General features: G+C 68.3%; 18 protein-coding genes. 3 read left to right on the forward strand and 15 right to left on the reverse strand.

What is annotated here, in order from left to right; translation table 11 throughout:
- Positions 1 to 277: 277 nt before the first annotated feature.
- On the forward strand, positions 278 to 2,971 hold the full coding sequence (locus P1K89_RS01120; RefSeq protein ID WP_284614510.1) for a TonB-dependent receptor: 2,694 nt from the start codon (positions 278 to 280) through the stop codon (positions 2,969 to 2,971).
- Between the two features lie 78 nt (positions 2,972 to 3,049).
- On the forward strand, positions 3,050 to 4,567 hold the full coding sequence (locus P1K89_RS01125; RefSeq protein ID WP_284614511.1) for a tryptophan halogenase family protein: 1,518 nt from the start codon (positions 3,050 to 3,052) through the stop codon (positions 4,565 to 4,567).
- Between the two features lie 21 nt (positions 4,568 to 4,588).
- On the opposite strand, the gene cyoE is transcribed toward P1K89_RS01125, so the two are convergent.
- The 15 genes from cyoE to P1K89_RS01200 all read right to left on the reverse strand — a co-directional run bounded on the left by cyoE (position 4,589) and on the right by P1K89_RS01200 (position 21,602).
- A complete protein-coding gene (gene cyoE, locus P1K89_RS01130) occupies positions 4,589 to 5,518 on the reverse strand; it encodes a heme o synthase (RefSeq protein WP_284614512.1) in 930 nt (309 codons plus the stop codon).
- Between the two features lie 7 nt (positions 5,519 to 5,525).
- Complete coding sequence (locus P1K89_RS01135) at positions 5,526 to 5,885, reverse strand: cytochrome C oxidase subunit IV family protein (RefSeq protein WP_284614513.1); 360 nt, start codon at positions 5,883 to 5,885, stop codon at positions 5,526 to 5,528.
- A gap of 11 nt (positions 5,886 to 5,896) precedes the next feature.
- On the reverse strand, positions 5,897 to 6,628 hold the full coding sequence (locus P1K89_RS01140; RefSeq protein ID WP_284614514.1) for a heme-copper oxidase subunit III family protein: 732 nt from the start codon (positions 6,626 to 6,628) through the stop codon (positions 5,897 to 5,899).
- Positions 6,625 to 7,299 carry a cytochrome c oxidase subunit 3 family protein gene (locus P1K89_RS01145; RefSeq protein WP_284614515.1) on the reverse strand — a complete coding sequence of 225 codons (675 nt, stop codon included), beginning with the start codon at positions 7,297 to 7,299 and terminating at the stop codon, positions 6,625 to 6,627. Before P1K89_RS01145 ends, P1K89_RS01140 begins: the two co-directional genes overlap by 4 nt.
- Positions 7,299 to 9,092 (reverse strand): cbb3-type cytochrome c oxidase subunit I, encoded by a 1,794-nt coding sequence (locus P1K89_RS01150; protein ID WP_284614516.1) that lies wholly within the window; start codon positions 9,090 to 9,092, stop codon positions 7,299 to 7,301. The genes P1K89_RS01145 and P1K89_RS01150 overlap by 1 nt, the downstream gene beginning before the upstream one ends.
- Before the next feature lie 30 nt (positions 9,093 to 9,122).
- Positions 9,123 to 10,232, reverse strand: a complete 1,110-nt coding sequence (locus tag P1K89_RS01155; RefSeq protein WP_284614517.1) for a c-type cytochrome — start codon at positions 10,230 to 10,232, stop codon at positions 9,123 to 9,125.
- Between the two features lie 75 nt (positions 10,233 to 10,307).
- The gene (locus P1K89_RS01160; RefSeq protein WP_284614518.1) at positions 10,308 to 10,820 is read right to left on the reverse strand and encodes a hypothetical protein; all 513 of its coding nucleotides are present in this window, start codon (positions 10,818 to 10,820) and stop codon (positions 10,308 to 10,310) included.
- A 124-nt stretch (positions 10,821 to 10,944) separates the two neighbouring features.
- Entirely contained in the window at positions 10,945 to 11,460 is a 516-nt protein-coding gene (locus tag P1K89_RS01165; RefSeq protein WP_284614519.1) for a DUF1269 domain-containing protein, read from the reverse strand.
- A 128-nt stretch (positions 11,461 to 11,588) separates the two neighbouring features.
- Positions 11,589 to 13,961 (reverse strand): glycoside hydrolase family 13 protein, encoded by a 2,373-nt coding sequence (locus P1K89_RS01170; RefSeq protein WP_284614520.1) that lies wholly within the window; start codon positions 13,959 to 13,961, stop codon positions 11,589 to 11,591.
- Entirely contained in the window at positions 13,958 to 14,989 is a 1,032-nt protein-coding gene (locus P1K89_RS01175; protein ID WP_284614521.1) for an alpha-amylase family glycosyl hydrolase, read from the reverse strand. Before P1K89_RS01175 ends, P1K89_RS01170 begins: the two co-directional genes overlap by 4 nt.
- Positions 14,990 to 15,175: 186 nt before the next feature.
- Positions 15,176 to 16,759 carry an alpha-amylase family glycosyl hydrolase gene (locus tag P1K89_RS01180; protein WP_284614522.1) on the reverse strand — a complete coding sequence of 528 codons (1,584 nt, stop codon included), beginning with the start codon at positions 16,757 to 16,759 and terminating at the stop codon, positions 15,176 to 15,178.
- Between the two features lie 5 nt (positions 16,760 to 16,764).
- Positions 16,765 to 17,655: a maltose ABC transporter permease MalG gene (gene malG, locus P1K89_RS01185; protein ID WP_284614523.1), complete on the reverse strand. Its 891-nt coding sequence runs from the start codon at positions 17,653 to 17,655 to the stop codon at positions 16,765 to 16,767.
- Between the two features lie 14 nt (positions 17,656 to 17,669).
- Positions 17,670 to 19,232, reverse strand: a complete 1,563-nt coding sequence (gene malF / locus P1K89_RS01190; RefSeq protein WP_284614524.1) for a maltose ABC transporter permease MalF — start codon at positions 19,230 to 19,232, stop codon at positions 17,670 to 17,672.
- The gene (gene malE, locus P1K89_RS01195) at positions 19,229 to 20,407 is read right to left on the reverse strand and encodes a maltose/maltodextrin ABC transporter substrate-binding protein MalE (RefSeq protein ID WP_284614525.1); all 1,179 of its coding nucleotides are present in this window, start codon (positions 20,405 to 20,407) and stop codon (positions 19,229 to 19,231) included. The genes malF and malE overlap by 4 nt, the downstream gene beginning before the upstream one ends.
- 67 nt (positions 20,408 to 20,474) lie before the next feature.
- Positions 20,475 to 21,602, reverse strand: coding sequence for an ABC transporter ATP-binding protein (locus P1K89_RS01200; protein WP_284614526.1), 1,128 nt, complete (start codon positions 21,600 to 21,602; stop codon positions 20,475 to 20,477).
- A 194-nt stretch (positions 21,603 to 21,796) separates the two neighbouring features.
- Here P1K89_RS01200 and P1K89_RS01205 point away from each other — a divergent pair, with 194 nt between their 5' ends.
- Positions 21,797 to 24,265 (forward strand): glycogen/starch/alpha-glucan phosphorylase, encoded by a 2,469-nt coding sequence (locus P1K89_RS01205; protein ID WP_284614527.1) that lies wholly within the window; start codon positions 21,797 to 21,799, stop codon positions 24,263 to 24,265.
- The last annotated feature ends 2 nt before the right edge of the window (positions 24,266 to 24,267 follow it).

Raw genomic sequence — 24,267 nt, forward strand, 5'->3', positions numbered from 1 at the left:
GCCAAGTTATAAGTAGTTAGACTACTGATGCAAGGGCGTGCATCGCGCAAGGCGGTGCGCGCCCTTTGTCATTCTTGCCTATGAAGACGGGCTTAGTTTGATGAGCGATAGGTGGCTGTGCAGCAACACCTAGGGTTTACGCAGGTCAAAGAAACAATCTAGTTTTGGTACAAATCCGGTCGACGACGAGGGTCCCCGGTGCGGACCGCCACTGCGGCAGGTGGCGTTCGGACACCCACCGGGCAGGTGTCGGGGTTGTGTAGCAAGGAGACATCCGGTGAAGAGTTCGATCGATGACAAGCGCGGTGCGGTGAGGCTGAGTGCCACCGCCGCCGCCGTCGCGCTGCTGTGCCTGGGCACCGCAGCGCAAGCGCAGCAGGCCGCTCAACAACAGCCCGCCGGCGACGGGTTGACCGTGACGGTGACCGGCATCCGCCGCGGTATCGAGGCCGGCATTTCGGTCAAGAAGAATTCCGACTCGATCGTCGAGTCGGTGTCGGCGGAGGACATCGGCAAACTGCCCGACAACTCGATCGCCGAGTCCATCGCCCGCCTGCCTGGCCTGGCCGCGCAGCGCGTCGGCGGCCGTGCGCAGACGATCAACATCCGCGGCCTGTCCGGGGACTTCGCCGGCACGCTGTTGAACGGCCGCGAGCAAGTCTCGACCGGCGACAACCGGGCGATCGAGTTCGATCAGTACCCGTCCGAACTGCTCTCCGGCGTGGACGTCTACAAGACGCCCGATGGCACGCTGATCGGCCAGGGCCTTTCGGGCACGGTGAACATGAAGACCGTGCGGCCGCTCGACTTCGGCGGCCGCCGCGTCGCGGTGAAGCTGATGGGCGAGAAGAACTCGATGGGTTCGCTGAACCCGGACAGCGAATCGAAGGGCTCGCGCTTCAGCGCCTCCTACGTCGACCAGTTCGCCGACCGCACCCTGGGCATCGCGCTGGGTTATGCGCGGCTGGACTCGCCCAGCCAGGCCGAGCGGTGGGAAGCCTGGGGCTACACCAGCGATGCGGCCGTGCCGTCCAACGTGCGCGTGCTCGGCGGCTTCAAGGCCTTCGTCGATTCCACCGACCAGACGCGCGACAGCCTGCTGGCGGTGGTGCAGTACAAGCCCAGCAAGGATTTCGAGAGCGTGCTCGACGCGTACTACTCGAAGTTCGACAAGCAGATCAAGAAGCGCGGCTTCGAGGTCGGCCTGCCGTGGGGCGGCGCGACGCTGACGAACCCGAAGGTCGAGAACGACTTCCTGGTCGCGGGCACCTTCACGAGCATCAAGCCGGTGCTGCGCAACGACCTGGAGACCCGCGAGGACGAGGTCCACGCGATCGGCTGGAACAACAAGCTGGCGGTGGGCGGCGGCTGGTCGGTGATCGCCGACCTCGGCTATTCGAAGGCCGAGAAGAACGAGACCATCCTCGAAACCTACGCCGGCTCGCTGACGCGCGACAACGCCACGTTCACCTTCGATCCCTCGACCGGCCTGCCCAAGCTGAAGCCCGGCTTCAACTACGGCGACCCGTCGGTGATCCGCCTGGTCGACTCCGGCGGCTGGGGCCAGGACGGCTACATCAAGTGGCTGGACGTCACCGACGAGCTGAAGTCGCTGCGCCTGCAGGGCAGCAAGGACATGGAAGGCCTGTTCAGCAAGCTCGACTTCGGCGTCAACTACACCGAGCGCGAGAAGACCAAGCAGGTGCCCGAGGCCTTCGTCGACCTGAAGGGTTCGGCCGCGCGGCCGAACTTCTCGAGCGCCGCCACCGCGGTGCCGACCGGCCTGCTGGTGTCGCCGGTGTCCGCCAACTTCGTCGGCTTCGGCCCGGTGATGGCCTACAACGTGCAAGGCGCCTACGACACGCTGTACAAGCTGTCGACCAACCTGCATCCGGACATCTTCAACAAGAACTGGACCGTCACCGAGAAGATCTCGACCTTCTTCGCGAAGCTCGACATCGACACCGAGCTCGGCGGCATCCCGATCCGCGGCAACGTCGGCCTGCAGCACATCCGCACCGACCAGAGCTCGACGGCGTTCTCTCTGCCCGGCCGCAACGCCAACGATCCGAAGCCCAACAGCGACGGCAAGACCTACAGCGACACGCTGCCGAGCCTGAACCTGGCGGCCGAACTGCCGGCCGACCAGAAGCTGCGCCTGGGCATCGCGAAGGTGGTCGCCCGTCCGCGCCTGGACTGGCTGCGCGCGAGCAACAACTACGAGTACGACCGCACGCTGGGCATCGTGAAGATCGAAGGCGGCAACCCGCAGGCCGAGCCCTTCCGCGCCGATGCCTTCGACCTGTCTTACGAGAAGTACTTCGGCACGAAGGCCTACTTCAGCGTCGCCGCGTTCCACAAGAAGCTCAAGAGCTACATCTACGAGCAGACGCTGCCGATGGACTTCTCCGGCCTGCCGAACCCGGTGACCGGCCAGCTCAATCCGCCGGGCACGCTCGGCACGATGAAGGCGCCGTTCAACGGCACCGGCGGCAAGATCGAGGGCTTCGAGGTCGCGGTGTCGATGCCGTTGAACCTGGTGGCGCCGATGCTCGATGGCTTCGGCTTCCTGGGCAGCTACTCCGATACGCGCAGCAGCATCAAGCCGCAGGGTCCCGGTACGTCGCTGCCGCTGCCCGGTCTGTCGCGCCGCGTGACCAACCTGACCGCGTACTACGAGAAGTACGGCTTCTCGGGCCGCATCTCGCAGGTCAGCCGCTCGGCCTTCGTCGGCGAGATCGCGGGCTTCGGCGCCGACCGCGACCTGGTCTACATCAGTCCCGAGAAGGTCACCGACCTGCAGCTGGGCTATGAATTCCAGAGCGGACCTGCGAAGGGCCTGTCGCTGCTGTTCCAGGTCAGCAACCTGACCAACGAACCCTACCGCCGCTACGACGGCGATCCGAACGTGCCGAAGGAGTACGTCAAGTACGGCCGCACGTACCTGTTCGGAGTCAACTACAAGCTCTGACGCTGACGTCCGAAGTGAGCGCCCCTGTCGACCAAGGCCGGCAGGGGCCTCTTTCATTCATGAACCGTGGTTGACAACATGGAAGACAAGCGCATCCGCAGTGTCGTGATCGTCGGCGGCGGCACGGCAGGATGGATGACCGCGGCGGCGATGTCGCGGCTGCTCGACCGCAGCGTGCAGATCCGCCTCGTCGAGTCCGACGAAATCGGCATCGTCGGCGTCGGCGAGGCGACGATCCCGCAGATCAACCTGTTCAACGCGACGCTGGGCATCGACGAGAACGAGTTCATCCGGGAAACGCAGGGCAGCTTCAAGCTCGGCATCGAGTTCCGCAACTGGGGGCGGATCGGGGACTCGTACCTGCACTCGTTCGGCCAGGTCGGTCAGCCCTACGGACTGGTGCCGTTCCACCACTACTGGCACCGGCTGCATGTGCAGGGCAAGGCGGCCGAGCTCGGCGAGTATTCGATGGACACCGCGGCGGCGCGTCGCAACCGCTTCATGCGCCCGCCGTCGCCCCAGCAGGCGCCGGGCTCGCCGCTGGCGTCGATCGTCTACGCCTTCCACTTTGACGCCGGCCTCTATGCCGCGTACCTGAGGCGCTATGCCGAAGCACGAGGCGTGCGCCGGACCGAAGGCAAGATCAGCCGCGTGCTGCAGCGCGAGCCGGACGGCTTCGTCGAGGCGGTGGTGCTGGAAAGCGGCGAGCGCATCGACGGTGAACTGTTCGTCGACTGCTCGGGCTTCCGCGGCCTGCTGATCGAGCAGACGCTGAAGACCGGCTACGACGACTGGACGCACTGGCTGCCCTGTGACCGCGCGCTGGCGGTGCCCTGCACCTCGGCGCAGCCATTCACGCCCTATACGCGCTCGACCGCGCACGCCGCCGGCTGGCAGTGGCGCATCCCGCTGCAGCATCGCACCGGCAACGGCCATGTCTTCTGCAGCCGCTTCATCAGCGAGGACGAAGCGGCGCACACGCTGATGTCGAACCTCGACGGCGAGCCGCTGGCCGAGCCGCGCCTGTTGAAGTTCACCACCGGCAAGCGCAGGAAGCTGTGGAACCGCAACGTCGTCGCGATCGGCCTGTCCAGCGGCTTCCTCGAGCCGCTGGAGTCGACCAGCATCTACCTGATCCAGTCGAGCATCGCGCGGCTGATGAACTTCTTCCCGGACCGCGACTTCAATCCGGCGGACATCGAAGAGCACAACCGCCAAGCCGACCGCGAGTTCGAGCTGGTGCGTGATTTCATCATCCTGCACTACAAGGCCACCGAGCGGGACGACGCGCCGCTGTGGCGCTATTGCCGCGAGATGCCGGTGCCCGAGGCGCTGGCGCAGAAGATGGCGCTCTTCCGCGCCAGCGGGCGCCTGTTCCGCGCGCAGGACGACCTGTTCGCGGAGTCCAGCTGGCTGCAGGTGCTGGTCGGTCAGCGCGTGATGCCGGGCGGCCACCATGCGCTGGCGCATCTGCTCAGCGAGGACGAGACCGCCTACTTCCTGGAGCGCCTGCGGCGCGCGATCGCCGATGCGGCGGAGTCGATGCCGGCGCACGGCGACTACATCGCGCGCCACTGCGCGGCTGCGGCGCGTTGACCCGACCCGCCGGCCGGCCGCTCAGGTCAGCAGGTAGTGGTCGGCCAGCAGCAGGCCGAAGAGCCCGAACAGGTGCACGATCGAGAAGCGGAAGGCGGGCATCGCCTGCTTCACGTCGCGCGTCAGCATCCAGGCATGCCAGATGAAGCGCAGCCCCAGCGGCAGGGCGCCGGCCAGGTACAGCCAGCTGCTCATGCCGATGACCGAAGGCAGCAAGGTCAGCGGCAGCAGCGCGATGGTGTACTGCAGCACGCGGCGCTGCGTGAACGGGATGCCGTGCGTGACCGGCAGCATCGGGATGTCGGCCTTCGCGTAGTCGTCGCGGCGGTGGATCGCCAGCGCCCAGAAGTGCGGCGGCGTCCACACCAGGATGATCAGGAACAGCAGCAGGGCACCGGGGTCGACCTGGGCCGTCACCGCCACCCAGCCCAGCAGCGGCGGCGCGGCGCCGGCGGCCCCGCCGATGACGATGTTCTGCGGCGTCGCGCGCTTCAGGTACAGGCTGTAGACGACCGCGTAGCCGAGCAGGGAGGCGAGGGTGAGCAGCGCGCACAGCGGGTTCGTGAACTGCAGCAGCAGCGCCATGCCAGCGGCGCCCAGCCCCGCCGCGAAGGCCAGCACCTGTCGAGCAGCCAGCGCGCCGCTGGGCAGCGGACGGTAGCGCGTGCGCGCCATGATCGCGTCGATGCGGCGGTCGACGAGGTGGTTGATCGCCGCGGCCGCGCCGGCCACCAGCGCGATGCCCAGCGTGCCGAAGACGAACAGCGTCAGGGGCACCGGGCCTTGCGTGGCGAGCATCATGCCGACCAGCACCGTGAAGCTCATCAGCGCGACGACACGCGGCTTGGTCAGCTCGACATAGCGCTGCCACAACGCCCGCCGCCGCGCGCGCGGCAGCGCGGCGACCGCTGACGTGGTGGTCGCGGCGACGTCGGCTGCGCCCGGCTCCATCGCGGTGTCAGCGGAAGAACAGCAGCCGCGTCAGGTGCGTGTGGCCGCCCTCGGACGCCATCAGCCCGACCAGCACCAGCAACGCGCCCGGCGGCAGCAGGATGGCGCAGATCAGCGCCATGCGCTCCCAGGCCATGTGCATGAAGATCGCGACGATCAGGCCGGCCTTCAGCATCATGAACAGCAGGATCAGGCCCCAGCGCAGCAGGCCCTGCAGGTGGAAGTAGTCCACCATGTACGAGAACGCGCTGAGCACGAAGAGCAGCGCCCAGATCTTCAGGTACAGCCCGATCGGGTGCTGCTGCGTGCCATGGCCGCCGCCGGCGGATGCCGGCGCCGGGTGCTGGCTGCTCGCTTCGGTATGCATGGACCCTCCGATCACCAGAGGTAGAAGAACGCGAAGATGAACACCCACACCAGGTCGACGAAGTGCCAGTACAGGCCGATCACCTCGACGATCTGGAAGTTGGGCTTGCGGTCGTAGTCGCCGCGCACCAGCTTGCGCGCGAACAGCAGCAGCAGGATCACGCCGCCGGTCACGTGCAGGCCGTGGAAGCCGGTGATCATGAAGAAGGCCGAGCCGAACTGCGCCGCGCCCCACGGGTTGCCCCAGGGCCGCACGCCTTCGGAGATCAGCTTGCTCCATTCGAAGGCCTGCATGCCGACGAAGAGCGCGCCGAAGGCCGCGGTCACCACCATCAGCATCGCGGCCTTGGACTTGTCGCGGCCGTAGGCGAAGTTCACCGCCATCGCCATCGTGCCGCTGCTGGTGATCAGCACGAAGGTCATGATCGCGATCAGCAGCAGCGGCACGTTGGTGCCGCCCACGTGCAGCGCGAACACCTCGCTCGGGTTCGGCCACGGCACGGTGGTGGACATGCGCACCGTCATGTAGCCGGTGAGGAAGCTGCCGAAGATGAAGGTGTCCGACAGCAGGAAGATCCACATCATCGCCTTGCCCCACGAGACGTGGAAGGCCTGGCGGTCGGACGACCAGTCGGCGACGAAGCCGCGCAGGCCGTCGACGCCGGTGCGGCCGGGGCCGCCGTGCGCGGGCGCCGCCGCGGTGGGCGAGGCTTTCGGATCGCCGGGGATCGGCAGTGCGCTCATCGTGTCGGTGCCTCGATGCCGCAGACATAGCGGACGAACTCGGGCGTCAGGTTGCCGAGCGCGGCATACAGCAGCAACCAGACGGCGAGCAGGAAGTGCCAATAGCGGGCGCACAGGCGGATGCGCATCGCGGCTGCCACCGCGCGTTCGGCGAGCGCGGCGCGATCGGGCGCGGCGCCGGGCGCGAGTTTCGGCGGGCCGATGTCGCGCGTCGCCAGGCTCCAGGCGATCAGGCCGCCCAGCACGTGCAGGCCGTGCAATGCGGTCAGCAGGTAGAAGAAGCTGGCCGACGGGTTGCCGGCCAGCGTGACGCGGGCCGATTGCAGCGCCGACCAGGCCCACAGCTGCGCACCGAGGAAGGCCATCGCGCACAGCCCGCCGGCCCACAGCAGCGCGGTCGTGCGCGCCGGCTCGTCTCGTCGGGCGCTCGAGGCCGCGGCTTGCATCAGAACGCTGCCGCCGATCAGCAGCGTGGTGCTCAGCCACAGCTGGCCGGGCAGCGCGATCGACGACCAGTCCGGACTGACCATGCGCATGATGTACGCGGCCAGGAACAGGCTGAACAGCGCCGACGCGACGCCGATGAACACCCACAGCCCGACGCCGGCTGCCTGCAGCGGCGCGACCGGACGGGCCTCCAGCTCGTGCGGCTCGATCGCTGCGGTGTTCATCACGCGTGTCCCTTCGGTTGCGCCGCGCGCTCGAAATGCGGCGGATCGGGCTCGAGCCCGCCGGCCTCCGGCGGCGCGTTCTGCGCGATGAAGTCCTGCGGCGCGCCCGGCACGCTGTACGCGTAGGCCCAGCGGTGCACCGTCGGCAGCTTCGGTCCCCAGTTCAGGTGCTTCGGCGGCGTGTCCGGCGTGAACCATTCCAGCGACGCGGCGCGCCACGGATTCGGGTCGGCCTTCGCGCCGTGGAAGAGGCTCCAGACGAGGTTCCAGACGAACACCAGCTGCATCACGCCGACGATCAGCGCGACCACGGTGATGAACTCGTTCAGCTGGTGTGCCGACGCGGGGATGAACTGGTAGTCGGCGTAGTTGTGGTAGCGCCGCGGCATGCCGAGCACGCCCAGGTAGTGCATCGGGAAGTAGATCAGGTAGGTGCCGAGGAAGGTCGACCAGAAATGGATGTGGCCGAGCCGGTCGTCGAGCATGCGGCCGGTGATCTTCGGGTACCAGTGGTAGATCGCGCCGAAGACCACCAGCAGCGGCGCCACGCCCATCACCATGTGGAAGTGCGCGACGACGAAGTAGGTGCCCGACAGCGGAATGTCGACGCTGACGTTGCCGAGGAACAGGCCCGTCAGCCCGCCGGCCAGGAAGGTCAGGATGAAGGCCAGCGTGAAGAGCATCGGCACGGTCAGGTGGATATCACCGCGCCAGAGCGTCAGCACCCAGTTGTAGACCTTGATCGCGGTGGGCACCGCGATGATCAGCGTGCTGGTGGCGAAAAAGAAACCGAACCACGGGTTCATGCCGGCGACGAACATGTGGTGGGCCCAGACGACGAAGCTCAGGCCGCCGATGACGACGATGGCCCAGACCATCGTGCGGTAGCCGAAGATCGCCTTGCGCGCATGCACGCTGATCAGGTCCGACACGATGCCGAAGGCCGGCAGCGCGACGATGTACACCTCGGGGTGGCCGAAGAACCAGAACAGGTGCTGGAACAGCAGCGGGCTGCCGCCCTTGTAGCTGGCCACCTGGCCCATCGACACCACCGCCGGCATGAAGAAGCTGGTGCCCAGCGTCTTGTCAAGCAGCATCATCACGCCGCTGACGAAGAGCGCCGGAAAGGCCAGCAGCGCGAGCACCGTCGCGGTGAAGATGCCCCACACGGTCAGCGGCATGCGCAGCAAGGTCATGCCCCGGCAGCGCGCCTGCAGCACGGTGGTGACGTAGTTCAGGCCGCCCATCGTCGTCGCGACGATGAAGATCACCAGCGACACGAGCATCAGGATGATGCCCCAGTCGTGCCCTGGTGTGCCGGGTAACACGGATGCCGGCGGGTACAGCGTCCAGCCCGAGCCGGTGGGCCCACCGGGCGCGAAGAAGCTGGCCAGCAGCACGATCACGCTGAGCAGGTAGACCCAGAAGCTCAGCATGTTCATGTACGGGAACACCATGTCCCGCGCACCGACCATCAACGGGATCATGTAGTTGCCGAAGCCACCCAGGAAGAGGGCGGTCAGCAGGTAGATCACCATGATCATCCCGTGCATGGTGACGTACTGGTAGTAGCGCTCGGGCGTGATGAACTCGAACACGCCGGGGAACCCGATCTGCAGCCGCATCAGGTTCGACAGCACCAGGCCGATCAGGCCGACGAAGATCGCGACGCAGCCGTACTGCACCGCGATGACCTTGTGGTCCTGGCTCCAGACGTACTTCGTGAAGAAGCTGTGCGGTTCGTCGTGATGCTCTTCGAGCTCGTCGGCGGCGTGGACGTCGATGTCGGCCATCTTTGAAGCCTCTCGTGCGTGCAGTGAGGTTCAGGGCTGGCCCTGGGCCTTGATGTGGGCGACCAGCGCGTCGAGCTCTTCGGCGCTCAGGTCCATCTTCGGCATCACCGGCGGGAAGCCCTTGATGCTGCGCGCGGTCGGTTCCTTGATGAAGTCGCGCAGGAAGCTGTCGTCGACGCGCACCGTGGTGCCGTCGTCGAGGTTCTCCATCTTCCCGTACAGCCCCTTCCACGTCGGCCCGACGCCGACGCTGCCGTCGACCGAGTGGCAGGCGACGCAGCCGCGCGCCTGCGCCACTTCCTTGCCGCGGGCGGCCAGCGCATCGCCGCCGGCGGCAGCGGCCTTCGGCGGCGCCAGCGAATCGGCGAAGCTCGGATGCGACTTCAGCCAGGCCTGGAAGGCCGCGTCGTCCTCGATCACCACGTAGCCGCGCATCTGCGGATGGCCCACGCCGCACAGCTGCGCGCACATCGCCTCGTACTTGCCGGCCTTGCTGGGCGTGAACCAGAACCAGCTGACCTGGCCCGGCACGATGTTCATGCGGGCGCGGAACTGCGGCACGAAGTAGTCGTGCAGCACGTCGTGCGAGCGCAGCACCATCTTCACCGGCCGGTTCAGCGGCAGGTGCATCTCGTTGCTGGTGACGACCACGTCGTCGCGGCCGGCGGGGTCGGCCGGATCGACCGCGAACGGGTTGCTGCCGGTGTAGAAGCGGGCGTCGCTGCCGCCGAGCTTGCCGTCGGGGCCGGGGAACCGGTAGCGCCACTGCCACTGCTGGCCGAGCACCTCGACCATCATTGCGTCGCCGGGCGGCTGCACGTAGTCGGCGTAGACCTTCAGCCCCGGCGCCAGCAGCGCGACGATGCCGATCGTCGTGACGCCGATCAGCCAGCGCTCGAGCTTGTGGTTCTCGGGTTCGTAGCTCGCCTTGTGACCTTTCCGATGCCGGAAGCGCCACAGCGCGTAGACGACGAACAGGTTGATGACGACGAAGAACACGCCGGTGACGACGATCGTGATCGTCAGCGTGTCGTCCATCGCCTTCCAGTTGGAAGCCAGTGGCGTGAGCCACCATGGCGTCGCCAGGTGGAAGACCACCGAGGCGACGACGATCAGCAGCAGAACCAGCGCGATCACCATCCCGGGGCTCTCCTCTTCGCTGCCCGGGCGTCCTTCGCTGTCAGGACCTGTTGCACCGACAGGTCCCGCGCGGGGCTAGCTGCCGGCGTCGGAACTCCGAGCCAGCTTCCAGTACAGCACCGCGGCGATGACGCCGAACACCAGTTGTGCCATCAGCGTGCCCCAGCCCCGCAGCTCGGCGAACCACGGGAACACCTGCGACATCGCGTGGAAATTGAACAGGTACATCGCGAAGCCGGCCACCACGCCGATCGCCTGGATCACGCCCAGGCTGGTCTCGTAGTGGAAGCCCGCGATCAGCGCGCCGATCAGCAGCCCGAAGCCGACGCCGATCACGTAGTGCACCAGCAGCGCGATGCTGACGACGCCGAGGTCGAATGGCAGCACCGCGGGCTTCAGGATGTCGGGCCCCAGCACCAGCGCGGCGACGAGGTGCGGGATGCGCCACGGCCCCGCGGGGCCCATCGTCGCTTCCCACAGCAACTCCAGCACCATCAGCACGGCGCCCGCGGCGAAACCGGCCACGGCCGCGGCTTTCCAGTCCGGGGCGCGCCGCGTCCAGGCATGCGACTGCATCTGCAGTTCCATGAGTACCTCCGTCAGGACTCGACGCCGGCACGGTCGCTGCACGCGACCGCGTTGCGCCTCATGAGGGGACCCAGGTCGGCCGCGGGTCAGTGCCCGCGGCCCCGCCGGTCAGCCGGTCAGCGGCCTACGGGAAGGCCAGCACGTTCGACTCGACGCCTTCCAGGTGGGCTTCCGGATGCAGGGCTTGCAAGCGGGCCTCGATCTCCTGGACGCGCGAGTTCGGCACGTCGACCATCAGCAGGATCTGGCCCTGCTCGATCATCGGCGTGAAGCGCTTGAGCCGCTGGCTCGGCACCGAGATGCCGATCATGCTGGCCGACCAGGCACCGAAGCCCGCGCCCAGCATGCCCAGCACGGCCGCCAGGCCCCACTGCGGCGAGTCGCCGATGATCGGGAAGTAGATCGCTGCGATCACGCCGATCAGCGAACCGGCGGAGCCACCGACCACGAGCCCCATCTCTGCGGCGCGGATCACGTCGGAGGTCTGCAGCACGTTGGCCTGATGCAGCCCCGTCATGTCCGCGTCCTCGCGGGCGACGAAGTGGATGTGCCGTTCGCTGATGCGAGCCAGCAGCAGATCATCCATTGTCCGACGAGCACTCGGCAGGTCAGGCAATAACCAGTAGATCCTTCTGCGCATGCTGCCCTCCTTTGACGTTGAGCAAATGCACTGCTATGGACATGGCGTTTCTACACCCGAAGCATGACGCGAAGCAATGGGGACACCCTCGGATGCGGGCCGCATTGCTGCAAGAAGCAACGGCCGCGTCAGCGCGAGATCAGCACGCGGCCGAAGCGCGGTGGAATCGTGATTTCCAGTACACGCGCGCGAGCGCGCGATGATCCGCCCTCGAGGGCATCGGCGTACGCTGATGGGCTGCCCGGCGGCAGGGGGATGCGCATCCGCCGCGGGACCGCGGCGTTGTTCAACGCGGTGATCGCCCAGGTGCTTCGGGTGCCCCGATCCAGACGGCGCGCGAGCACGAGCACCTCGGCGTCGGCCATCAGCGGCGCCAGCAGCTCGCCTTGCCGAAGCACCGGATGGCGCGCGCGCATCTGCACCAGGCGCTGCACCTCGGCTCGCAACACCTCATCCGGCCGGCCGCCTTCGTCGGTCCAGGGATAGGTTGCGCGGTTGTACGGATCGTCACCGCCGGTCACGCCGACCTCGTCGCCGTAGTAGATCGCCGGCGCGCCCGGGTAGCTCATCTGGAACAGCGTCGCGAGCAGCAGCTTTTGCTTCGCGGTGGCGATGGTCGCGGCATCGCTCGATTCGCCGTGGTGGCCGAGATGATGCAGTGCGCGGGCCTGGTCGTGCGACGACAGCAGGTTCATCAGCGCGTGCAGCGCCGGCTTCGGATAGGCCTCGCGCAGCCATTCGAGGTTGCGATACAGCGCGGCCGCATCGCCGCCGTTGGCGAACTCGAGCACGGTGTTGCGGAAGACGTAGTTCATCGTCGAGTCGAACATGTCGCCGACGAGGTGCTTCGATGCGTCGAACCAGGTCTCGGCGATGGTGATCGCCTGCGGGTCCTGCGCCTTGACGACGCGCCGCCATTCGCGCCAGAAATCATCCGGCACCCACGGTGCGACATCCATGCGCCAGCCGGCGGCGCCGCGCTGCAGCCAGGTGCGCGTCACCGAGTCGGGCGCACCGTAGGCGAAGCGGCGGAAGTCGGGCGAGGCCTTGTCGAGCTCCGGCAGGTCCCTCACGCCGACCCAGCCGCGGTACTGCTTGTCGATCTCGGTCTGCGTCGGGTCGAAGCGGTACCAGCTGGCGTAGGGCGAGTCGGCGCGGATGCGGCCGGCTTCGAACGCGCCGGTGCCGGGATGCCGGCCGAAGCGGTCGAAGTAGATGGAATCGCTGCCCGTGTGGTTGAGCGACATGTCGGGCACCACGCGAATGCCGCGTCGCGCCGCTTCCCGCGTCAGGCGCACGAAGTCCTCGTTGCTGCCGAAGGCCGCGTCGATCTGGTGGTAGTCCGCGGTGTCGTACTTGTGGTTGCTGGCCGCGGCGAACAGCGGCGTGATGTACAGCGCGTTGACCCCCAGCGCGCGCAGGTGGTCGAGCTTGTCGACGATGCCGGCGATGTCGCCGCCGAAGAAGTCGTTGTTGTGGACCGCGTCGGAGCCGTCGCCGCTGCCTGGCTTGAAGGGCTTGTCGAGCCAGCTGGCATGGAACTCGACGCCCTGGTCGTGGTACCGGTCGCGTCCCGGCCTCGGATCGTTGCTGCGGTCGCCGTTGCGGAAGCGGTCGGGGAAGATGTAGTAGTAGACCGCGTCGGCCGCCCAGTGGGGCACGCGGAAGTCCGGCGCATGGACGGTCTGGCGGAAGCGGCGGATGCGGCGCGCATCGGCGGGCAGCTCGGCGACGTGGCCGAGACCGCCACTGCCCTTCTCGCGCGTCCAGAAGATCGCATCGGCGTTGTTGTGCAGCACGTAGACGCGGCCGCCGACCTCGGCCTCGAAGTGATAACCCCAGATGCCGATGGACTCGAAGCGGTAGGCGGCCGACCAGCGCTCGGCATCGGCGCCGGCCCTTGTCCGGCGCATCGGGATGCGCTGCGCATCGACATAGGCCAGGCCTTCCTGGTTGCCGTGCATGCGCCGCTGCTCGATCACCAGCGTCAGGCGCTCGACGCCGCGCTTCGCGTCGACCGCGAAGCGCATGCGGCTGCCGGCCCTCACCGCGCCGAACGGGGCCTTGTGCACGGCGGCCCGCGTGTCGTGGCGCAAGCTGGCGGCCACCGGATCGGTCATCGGCCGTGCCGCCGGGTCGTCGAAGCTCTTCGGGCCGAGCGTCAGTCTGGGCTGCCCGTCGGCGAGCTCGAAGCGCAGCGTGTGCTCGCCGGCGAACTCCGGGCTCGGTACGATCCACGTGCGCGCATCGGTCCACGATTCGTCGGCGATCTTGAAGTCGTGACGGCCCTGCAGCTTGACGTTCAGGAGCCACGCGTTGCAGCGGTACTGGAACGCCCAGTCGTCCTGCGCGGCCCAGTTGTTCATCGTGCCGCGCAGGAACAGCGTCTCGCCGTTCAGCGGGTCGGGCCGGCAGTCGTCCGCGGCGCGCGCCAGCGGCGATGCGAGCGCGAGCGCCGCCGCGAGTGCGACGACCGGCGCGCCGGCGGTATGGCGCTTCATTGCACGCGCTTGTAGGCGCTGTAGCCGCCCGGCGGCGCGACCTCCGGCGCCAGCACCAGGAAGCCGTGCGGCGGCAGCGTGATCTGCAGCAACGACGCGTTCATCGGCTGCGGCGGCACGGCACCGAGCACGTCGAGCATCTTCATCGTGTTCATCAGCTTGGAGTTCGCCACCATCACCGTCTCGCTGACCTCGGTGCTGCCCGGGTTCGCGAACACCAGCACCGTGTCGCGCGCGCGGTCGGTGTGGCGCTCGAAGGCCAGCAGGCGCGTCGATTCGATGGTGCGGAAGTCGCCGATGCGCAGCGCGCGGTGGCGTTTGCGCAGCTCGACCAGGCGCCTGGTCCACTGCAGCGTCGGGTCGTCGTCGCGCACCAGGTCCCAGCGCATCGGCGCGCGCATCTCGGGGTCGTCGCCGCCGGTCATGCCGACTTCGCTGCCGTAGTAGAGGTTCGGCGCGCCCGGCAGCGTGAATTGCAGCAGCTGCGCAAGCCGCCGCTGTCGCTCGTCGGGCAGCGACGTCGCCAGGCGCGCGGTGTCGTGGTTGTCGAGCATCAGCCAGGACTTCAGCATCGGCTCGATGCCCGCGTCGTTCACCAGCCGCGCGATCATGCGCTGCGCGGTCTGCGGCTCGATGCGGCCGGAGACGGTGCGCAGCAACAGCTCGCGCAGCGGGAAGTTCATCACCGCGTCGACCGACGGGAACCATTCCTTCGGGTAGTTCGCGATCTCGCCGACGACCGGCGAGCCCGGCTTCTGCGCGTGCGCGGCGCGTGTCAGCTCGTCGAGGAAGCGGAAGCCGATGTCGACCGCGACATCGAGGCGCCAGCCGTCGATGCCGTCGCGCAGGTAGCTGCGCACGACCGAGTCGCGGCCGCCGTAGACATGCTCGCGCACCTTTGCGTGCTCAAGGTTCAGCTCCGGCAGGTTCGCGGCCAGCGCCTTCACGTCGGCGCGGGTGCCGAACTCGGGCGACACCTGCCGGTAGTCGAGCGCGTCGTACTTGTGGTTGGTGTAGGCCAGGTGCATGGGACGAACACGCCCGCCAGGGCCTGGTCGAAACGATTGGCGTTGGGCGTGGTCTTCATCGGGGTGGCGCCGGGCCTGAGCGGAGCCTTACCGGCCAGCGCGGGCAGGGCGAGGGTAAGTGCCGCGACGGCGGCCAGCAAGCTGCGGGTGTGTCGCATGTCGTCCCTTTACGCCACCGGCGCCGCTTCAGCGCACGTTCTTGTACCGGCTGTAGCCACCCATCGGCTGCGGCTGCGGTTGCAGCACCAGCACTGATTGCGGCGGCAACTCGACACTGAGCAGGCCGTGGTTGATGCCGAATCCCACTGGCGCCGCACCGAGAACATCGCGCAGCGGCGTGCCGTCCATGAGCCAGGGGTTGGGCACCAACAGCCGCTCGCGCACGGTCTGGCGGCTGGGGTTGGCAATGATGACGAGGGTTTCCAGCGCCTTGTCCGTGTGGCGCTCGAAGGCGAGCAGTTGCTCGGCGTCGATGCGGCGGAAGTCGCCCACCCGCAGCGCGCGGTGCTGTGCGCGCAGGTCGATGAGCTTTCGCAGCCACACCGTCTCGGGGTGCTGGTCGGCCACCAGATCCCAGCGCATGGGACCGCGGTTGGCGGGGTCGGCGCCGCCGGTCATGCCCACCTCGGCCCCGTAGTACAGGTTGGGTGAGCCGGGCAAGGTGAACTGCAGCGCCTGCAGCATGCGGCGCGGGGCTTCGTCGGGCACCTGGGTGGCGATGCGCGGCACGTCATGGTTGTCCAGCAGCGTCCACGACTTGAGCATGGGCTCGATGCCGGCGTCGCCGATCAGGCGGTCGATCATGCGGCTGGCGGCGGGGGCGGTCGTGGTGCCGCGCGCCATGTCCAGCAGGATCTCGCGCAGGGTGAAGTTCATCACCCCGTCCTGCCCCTTGAGCCACTCGCCCGGGTAGTTGGCGATCTCGCCGATCACCAGCGAGCCCGGCTTCTCGCGGTGGGCGGCGTCGGTCAGCTCGCGCAGGTAGCGCGGGCCTAGCTCGAAGGCGGTGTCCAGGCGCCAGCCGTCGGCCCCGTCGCGCAGGTAGCTGCGCACCACCGAGTCCCGGTCCAGCCACAGGTGGCGGCGCACCGGCGGGTGGTCCAGGTTCAGTTCAGGGTGGTTCTGGAAGCCGGTCCACACGCGCGCGCCGCCCTCGTACTGCGGGCCGATGGCGAACCACGGGCGGTAGGGGCTGTTGGCGTCCGCCATCGCCTGCTGGAAGGCGGGTGCGTTGCGGCCCATGTGGTTGAACACGCCGTCTAGCACCACTTTCATGCCCAGGCGGTGGGCTTCGGCGGCGAGGCGGCGGAAGTCGTCGCGGTTGCCGTACTCGGGCGAGATGGCCTGGTAGTCCAGCGTGTCGTACTTGTGGTTGGTCCAGCCCAGGTGGATGGGGTTGAGGTAGAGCACCTGGGCGCCCAGCCGGCGCACGTGGCCCAGGTGGGCCGTGGTGCTGGCCAGGTCGCCGCCCCAGAAGTCGAGCTCGGCGGAGTTGACCTTGTACTCGGGCAGGTAGGTGCCCGCCGCGGGCACCTCGCCCCAGTCGCGCAGGCGCTTGGGAGCGGGGTAGAGGGCGCGTTTGGCGGCCAGGTCCTTCGCCGGGGCGAAGCGGTCGACGATCACCTGGTAGACGATGGCACCGTTGCGCCAGTCGCGCTCGCGTTGGTCGTACACGCTGCCGGGCTGCGGCTTGGGCGCGGCGGCCGTGGCGAGTTGGCCGGTGGTGGCCAGGCCGAGGGCCAGCAGCAGGGCGTGGGTTTTCCATTGCATGCGGTTCATCCCTTCACGCCGCCGGAGGTCAGCCCCGAGACGATCCAGCGCTGTGCGGCCAGGAACACCAGCGTGATCGGCAGGCCCGACAGCACGGCGGCGGCGGCGAAGTCGCCCCACAGGTACTTCTGGTCGTAGAGGTAGAACTTCGAGCCGACGGCGAGCGTCAGGTTGGGCTCCTCGCGCAGCAGCACCGAGGCGACCGGGTACTCGATGATGGTGCCGATGAAGGCGAGCACGAAGACGACCATCAGGATCGGCACGGCCATCGGCAGCAGCACGCGCACGAAGGCCTGCCAGTGCGTCGCCCCGTCGACCTTCGCGTTCTCCTCGATCTCCGTCGGGATGGTCTCGAAGTAGCCCTTGATGGTCCAGATGTGCATCGCGACGCCGCCGAGGTAGGCGACCACCAGCCCGGCATGCGTCTCGATGCCGAGCCACGGGATGTACTGGCCGATGCCTTCGAAGATCGCGTAGATCGCGACCAGCGCGACCGCCACCGGGAACATCTGCAGCAGCAGCATGCTGTTGAGCAGCGGCGTCTTGAACCTGAACTTCAGGCGCGCGAAGGCATAGGCCGCAGTGGTCGAGATGGCGACGATCAGGAACGCGGCGACGGTGGCCACCTTCACCGAGTTCCACAGCCACAGCAGCACCGGAAAGGGCGGGTCGATGCGCGTGCCGTCCTTCGTGATGTGCGGGATGCCCAGTGCGAGCTTCCAGTGCTCGAAGCTGATCTCCGCGGGGATCAGCGAGCCGTGCGCGAAGTTGCCGGGCCGCAGCGAGATCGACACCACCGCGAGCAGCGGGAACAGCGTGATGCCGATCAGGATCCACAGCCCGACGTGCGCGGCGACGATGCGCCAGCGCTGGCTTCTTCCGGTGACGATGGCCATCGTGTCAGTCCTTCTCAGTCCTTCGCCTTCGTCAGCTTCAGGTTCAGCAGCGACATTGCCGCGACCATGAAGAAGATCAGCGTCGAGATCGCGGCGGCGAGGCCGAAGTTCGCGCCGGCGTCGGTGAACGCGATGCGGTAGGTGTACGAGACCAGGATGTCGGTGGTGCCCGCCGGCAGCTTGGTGTTCAGGTAGTCGGGCCGGCCGTCGGTCAGCAGCGCGATCAGCACGAAGTTGTTGAAGTTGAAGGCGAACGCGGAGATCAGCAGCGGCGTCAGCGGCTTGACGATCAAGGGCGCGGTGATGCGGAAGAAGTTGGTCAGCGGCGTCGCGCCGGCGATGGCCGAGGCCTCGTACAGGTCGGCCGGGATGGCCTTGATCAGGCCGGTGCACAACACCATCACGTACGGGTAGCCGAGCCAGGTGTTAACGATCAGGATCATCGTGCGCGCCAGCGTCGGGTCGGCGAACCAGTCGGGGCGGATGCCGAACACGGCATCCAGGATGGCGTTGATCTCACCGAAGTTCTGGTTGAACAGGCCCTTGAAGACGAGGATCGAGATGAAGCCGGGGATCGCGTAGGGCAGGAACAGCAGCGTGCGGTACAGCGTGCGAAAGCGCAGCGCCTCCCAGTTCAGCAGCACCGCCAGCGTCATGCCGATGACGGTGGTGAACAGCACCGTCAGCGCGGCGAGCGCGACGGTCCACACGAAGATCGAGACGAAGGGACCGCGGAAGTCGGCGTCGCCGATCATGCGCGCGTAGTTGCCGAAGCCGATGTTCACCTGGAAGCCGGGTTGCAGGTGTTCACCTTTCGGCCCTTCGAAGAAGCCGCTGTCGCGGTTGGGCTTGTAGACCGTGCCGGTGGCCGCCTCGGTCAGTGCGCCGTCGGTGCCGGCCTGCCATTGCGGCTGGAAGGGCGCGAATTCGCGCACGCCGGCGTAGTGCAGCAACGTGCCGTCGGGCAGCTTCAGCGTCAGCGCCATCAGCGCGTCGCGGTGCGCCAGCAGCTCGCGCAGCGGCAGGGCGGGCGAGGCGGGCGCGGTCGTCGCGGGCGCGACGGCGACCGGCTCGCTCGCCGCAATGCCCTTCAAAGTGAGCGGCGGCGTCAGCAGCGGCGCGCCACCGTCCGGCGGCACCAGCTGCAACCGGAAGCCGGCGCCGTCGGCATGCACGCTGCTGGCATGGGCCCGGGTCTCGTCGAAGCTGCCCTGGTCCAGCAGGTAGGCGCGGGCGCGCGCTTCGGTCAGCAGATGGGTCGACGAGTAGTTCGTGAACCCGATCTGCATCGTGTACAGCAGCGGGAAGGCGACGAACAGCAGCATGCCGGCGACGCCCGGGAACAGATAGCGCCCGGCCAGGGTGCGGGCCGACGCATAGACCCACAGCGCGGTGCCGCCGAGCGCCAGCGCACCCAGCGCCCACAGCGGCTGGCCGGCGGCGGCCATGCGGAAGGCGAGCCACAGCAGCCCGACGCCGAGCAGCACGATCACGGCCAGCCTGAACCCCGTGGCGCCGCGTGCCGAGGCGGCACGGGCCGATGCGGCGGCGGGAGAGGGCAGTGCGGTGGTGGTCATTGCACCTTCATGCGCGCGGCCGCACCGTCCAGCGCATCCTTCGGCGACTGCCGGCCGTTGGTGATCGCCTCCAGCGCCGCGTCCATCGCCGGAAAGAAGCGCTGCGTCTCCGGGATGTTGGGGATCGGCTCGCCGCGGCGCGCGTTCTCCATCGTCGCGCGGATGTTGGGGTCGCTCGACAGCTCGGCGAAGTAGGCCTTGTTGGCCGGCGTGCCCAGCGGCACGTCGGCCGAGATCGTCTTCAGGTGCTCCACCTTCAGCACGTAGTCCTCGAGGAACAGGCGCGCGAGGTCCTTGACCTTGCTTGGTGCCGAGACCATGCAGCCGAGCACGCCGACGAAGGGCTTCGACGGATGGCCGCCGATCGACGGGATGGGCGCGACGCCGAACTGAATGCCCGCCTTGCGCGGGTTGTCCCAGGCCCAGGGGCCGCTGATCATCATCGCCACCTGGCCACGCGCGAACTGCGTCTCCATCTCGGCATAACGCGCGCCGCGCGGCATGTGGCCGCCTTCGATCAGCTTCGCCAGCATCGTCGCGCCGGCCACCGCCCCGGGCGCGTTGACGCCGATGCGCGCGGTGTCGTAGTCGCCCGCCGGCGTCCTGCCGAAAATGAATCCGCCGCCCGCGGCCAGCATCGGCCAGGTGAAGAAGGACTTGTTGTAGTCCCACAGCACCGCATGCTTGCCTTCCTTCTGCAGCGCCTTGTCCATCTCGATCAGCGCCTCGAAGCTCGCCGGCGGTGTCTTCACCAGCGCCTTGTTGTAGACCAGGCCGATGGCCTCGATCGCCAGCGGATAACCCCAGACCTTGCCGCGGTAGGTGAAGGCGGCCCAGGCCGAGTCCTCGATCTGCTCGCGCACGGCCTTCGGCGGCGCGATCGGCACGATCAGGCCGGACTTGGCCCACTCGCCGGCGCGGTCGTGCGGCCAGCAGAAGATGTCGGGGCCCTTGCCGGCGCCGGCGGCGGCCTGGAACTTGTCCGGCGCGCCTTCCGGATGCTGCACCACCACCTCGACGCCGCTGTCACGCGCGAAGGCATCGCCGACCTTCTGGAGTCCCCGGTAGCCCTTGTCGCCGTTGATCCAGACCAGCAGCTTCAGCGGGGCGGCGGCGGCGCCCGTCGCGAGCAGGCCGGCCGTCACCGCGGCCGTGATGACCTTCCAGCGTTTCACTTGGCCTCCTTGGCGCTGCGCGCCGTCCCCCCGAGGGGGATTTCGCCCTTTGGGCGGCCGTGCGGGCTCACGCCGCCTCGGCCTGCGGCTGCAATGCGAAGCGGCGCGGGAAGGCGCGGCCGTCGGCGTCGAACAGGTAGCACCAGGCCGCCGGCACGCCCAGGGTCAGCGCCTGGCCGGTCTGGATCGGCGTGCGGCCGTCGAGCTGGCAGGTCAGCGGCTCGTCGGTGCCGGGGTAGTCGCAATAGGCTTGCGTGCTGCTGCCGAGCGCCTCGACGAAGGTGACCTTGGCATGCAGCGGGTTCTCCCGGTCGCTGCCGAGGCCGACGGTCAGGTGCTCGGGCCGCACGCCCAGCGTGACCTTCATGCCCGCCTGCGCGCGCGAAGCGTCCACCGCGCACCGCACGACGTCGCCGTTGGCCAGCTTCACGTCGGCGCCGGTGGCATCACCGCGCAGCAGCTCGCCGTTGAGGAAGTTCATCCTCGGCGAGCCGATGAAGCCGGCGACGAACAGGTTGTCCGGCTGCTCGTACAGCTGCAGCGGCGTGCCGACCTGCTCGATGCGGCCGACCGACAGCACGACGATGCGGTCGGCCAGCGTCATGGCCTCGACCTGGTCGTGGGTCACGTAGATCATCGTCGTCTTCAGCTCCTCGTGGAGCTTGGCGAATTCGTAGCGCATCTTCACGCGCAGCGCGGCGTCCAGGTTCGACAGCGGCTCGTCGAACAGGAACACCTCCGGCTTGCGCACGATCGCGCGGCCGATCGCCACGCGCTGGCGTTGCCCGCCGGACAAGGCCTTCGGCTTGCGGTCCAGCAGGTGCTCGATGTGCAGGATCTTCGCCGCCTGCTCGACCGAGCGCCTGATCTCGTCCCTGGGCACCTTCGCCAGCTGCAGCCCGAACGCCATGTTGTCGAACAGGTTCATGTGCGGGTACAGCGCGTAGGACTGGAAGACCATCGCGATGCCGCGCTCGGCCGGCGGCACGTCGTTGACCACGCGGCCGCCGATCGACAGCGTGCCGCCGGTGATGTCTTCCAGCCCGGCGATCGAGCGCAGCAAGGTCGACTTGCCGCAGCCGGAGGGGCCCACGAAGACCATGAACTCGCCGTCCTTCACATGCAGGTCGATGTCGCGCAGCACCTGCACGTCGCCATAAGCCTTCTGCACCCGGACCAGCTTGACGTCTGCCACCTCGGAACCTCCTGGATGTAGACAATATACATAGATTCTTCCGCTGATCCAAGCCGGAAGAACCAGGGTATTCGGGCATCTATATGAAGAAAAACAGCAACTTAGCAGTCAATCAGGGAAATCCAGATGTAGCGAAACTACATGATGAGTGGCTTTGTGGCGATACTGCGGCCCTTGCATCGATCCCGCCTGCGATGACCACCGTGACCGCGCACCTGCATCCCGTCGCTGCTGCCAGCGCCACCGGCCCGATCGGCCTGCCGACTCTCGCCGAATTCCATGCCGCCTACCAGCGCGAGCTGGCGCAGCACGCCGACCCGGCCAGCCCCTCGGCCTGCCTGCGTGCCGCGGCGCTGGCCAGCCGCCAGCTGCTGGCGGCGCGCTGGGCGGTGACGCAGGGCGACGACGCGCGCCGCGCCCCGAGCCAGCGCCGCGTGCACTACCTGTCGATGGAGTTCCTGATGGGCCGGGCGCTGCAGAACGCGCTGTCGGCGCTGGGCATCGAGGGCGACGTGGCGGCGGCCTTCGGCGACCGCGCGCCGGCGCTGGCCGACGTGCTGGAACAGGAGCCCGACGCGGCGCTGGGCAATGGCGGACTCGGGCGCCTGGCCGCGTGTTTCCTCGATGCCTTCGCGACGCTCGGCCTGCCGTCCTTCGGCTACGGCCTGCGCTACGAACACGGCATGTTCGCGCAGGCCATCGAGGCCGGTCGCCAGGTCGAGCATCCCGACGACTGGCTGCGCAACGGCCAGCCCTGGGAGCTGGTGCGGCCGGAGCTGCGCTACCCGGTCGGCTTCGGCGGCTGCGTGGTGGATGCCGACGGCCGCAGGCAGTGGCAGCCGGCTGAGACGGTGATCGCGCAGGCGGTCGACTTCGTCGTGCCCGGCCACGGCACCGAACGCGTGTCGACGCTGCGGCAATGGCAGGCGCAGGCGCCGCGCAGCCTGGATTTCGCGACCTTCTGCCGCGGCGAGCATGCGGCGTCCGCCGCGCACCGCCACGACGCCGAGGCGCTGAACTGGGTGCTGTACCCGGACGACTCGACCGCGGCCGGCAGGCGGCTGCGGCTGAAGCAGGAGTTCCTGCTGGTCAGCGCCTCGGTGCAGGACCTGCTGGCGCGGCACCTGCGCGAAGGCGGTGCGCCGGCCGACGTCGGCGCGCGCAACGTGCTGCACCTGAACGATACGCACCCGGCGCTGGCGCCGGCCGAGCTGATGCGCCTGTTGCTCGACGAGCACGGCCTGCCGTGGGACGAGGCCTGGCGCACGGTGCGCGACGCCACCAGCTACACCAACCACACGCTGATGCCCGAGGCGCTGGAGACCTGGGACCTCGCGCTCTTCGGCGAGCTGCTGCCGCGGCACCTCGAGATCGTCTTCCTGATCAACCAGCGCCTGCTGGACGAAGTGCGCGTGCTGCACCCGGGCGACGACGCGCTCGCCGCGCGCCTGTCGCTGATCGACGAAGGCAGCGCGGAACGCCCCGGGCGCCGCGTGCGCATGGCCGCGCTGGCGATCGCCGCGTCGCACACCGTCAACGGCGTGTCGGCGCTGCACTCGCGCCTGATGACGCAAACCATCTTCGCCGACCACGCCCGGCTGTGGCCCGAGCGCTTCACCAACGTCACCAACGGCGTGACGCCGCGGCGCTGGCTGATGCAGGCGAATCCCGGGTTGTCGGCGCTGCTCGACGAGGCGATCGGCCGCGGCTGGCGCGCCGACCTGTCGCAGCTGCAGGCCTTGGCCGAACGCGACGGCGATGCGCCGCTGCTGGCGCGGCTGCAGGCGGTCAAGCAGGCCAACAAGCAGCGGCTGGCGGCGGTGATCGTGCAGCGCACCGGCATCGTCGTCGACCCGGCCAGCCTGTTCGACGTGCAGATCAAGCGCATCCACGAGTACAAGCGCCAGCTGCTGAACCTGCTGCAGGTGATCGCGCGCTGGCAGGCCATCGCCGACGCGCCGCAGCTGGACTGGCATCCGCGCACGGTGATCTTCGCGGGCAAGGCGGCGTCGGCCTATGTGCGGGCGAAGGAGATCATCCGGCTGATCCACGACGTGGCCGAGGTGGTGAACCACGATCCACGCTGCCGCGACCGGTTGAAGCTCGTCTTCCTGCCCAACTACGGCGTCAGCCTGGCCGAGGCCATCCTGCCGGCAGCCGACCTGTCCGAGCAGATCTCCACCGCCGGCACCGAGGCCTCGGGCACCGGCAACATGAAGTTCGCGCTCAACGGCGCGCTGACCATCGGCACCTGGGACGGCGCGAACATCGAGATGGCCGAATCCGTCGGCGTCGACCACCTGTTCGTCTTCGGCCAGCGCGCCGAAGGCATCGCGGCGTTGCGGGCGCAAGGCTACTGTCCGCAGGACTGGATCAACCGCGATGCGGTGCTGCAGCGCGTGCTGGCGGCAATCGGCAACGGCACGTTCTCGGGCGGCGACACCACGCGCTACCAGGCGCTGCTGCAGTCGCTGACCGACGAAGACAGGTACTTCCTGATGGCCGACTTCGCCGACTACCGCGCGGCTCAGGCCCGCGTCGACGCGTTGTTCCGGCATCCGGCCGCCTGGCAGGCGAGCGCACTGCGCAACATCGCCGGCATGGGGCCGTTCAGCGTCGACCGTACCATCGGCGACTACATCCGGCGGGTCTGGGCGGCCTGAGC

The sequence above is a fragment of the Aquabacterium humicola genome, from assembly GCF_030167915.1.
GTDB lineage: Bacteria > Pseudomonadota > Gammaproteobacteria > Burkholderiales > Burkholderiaceae_C > Pseudaquabacterium > Pseudaquabacterium humicola.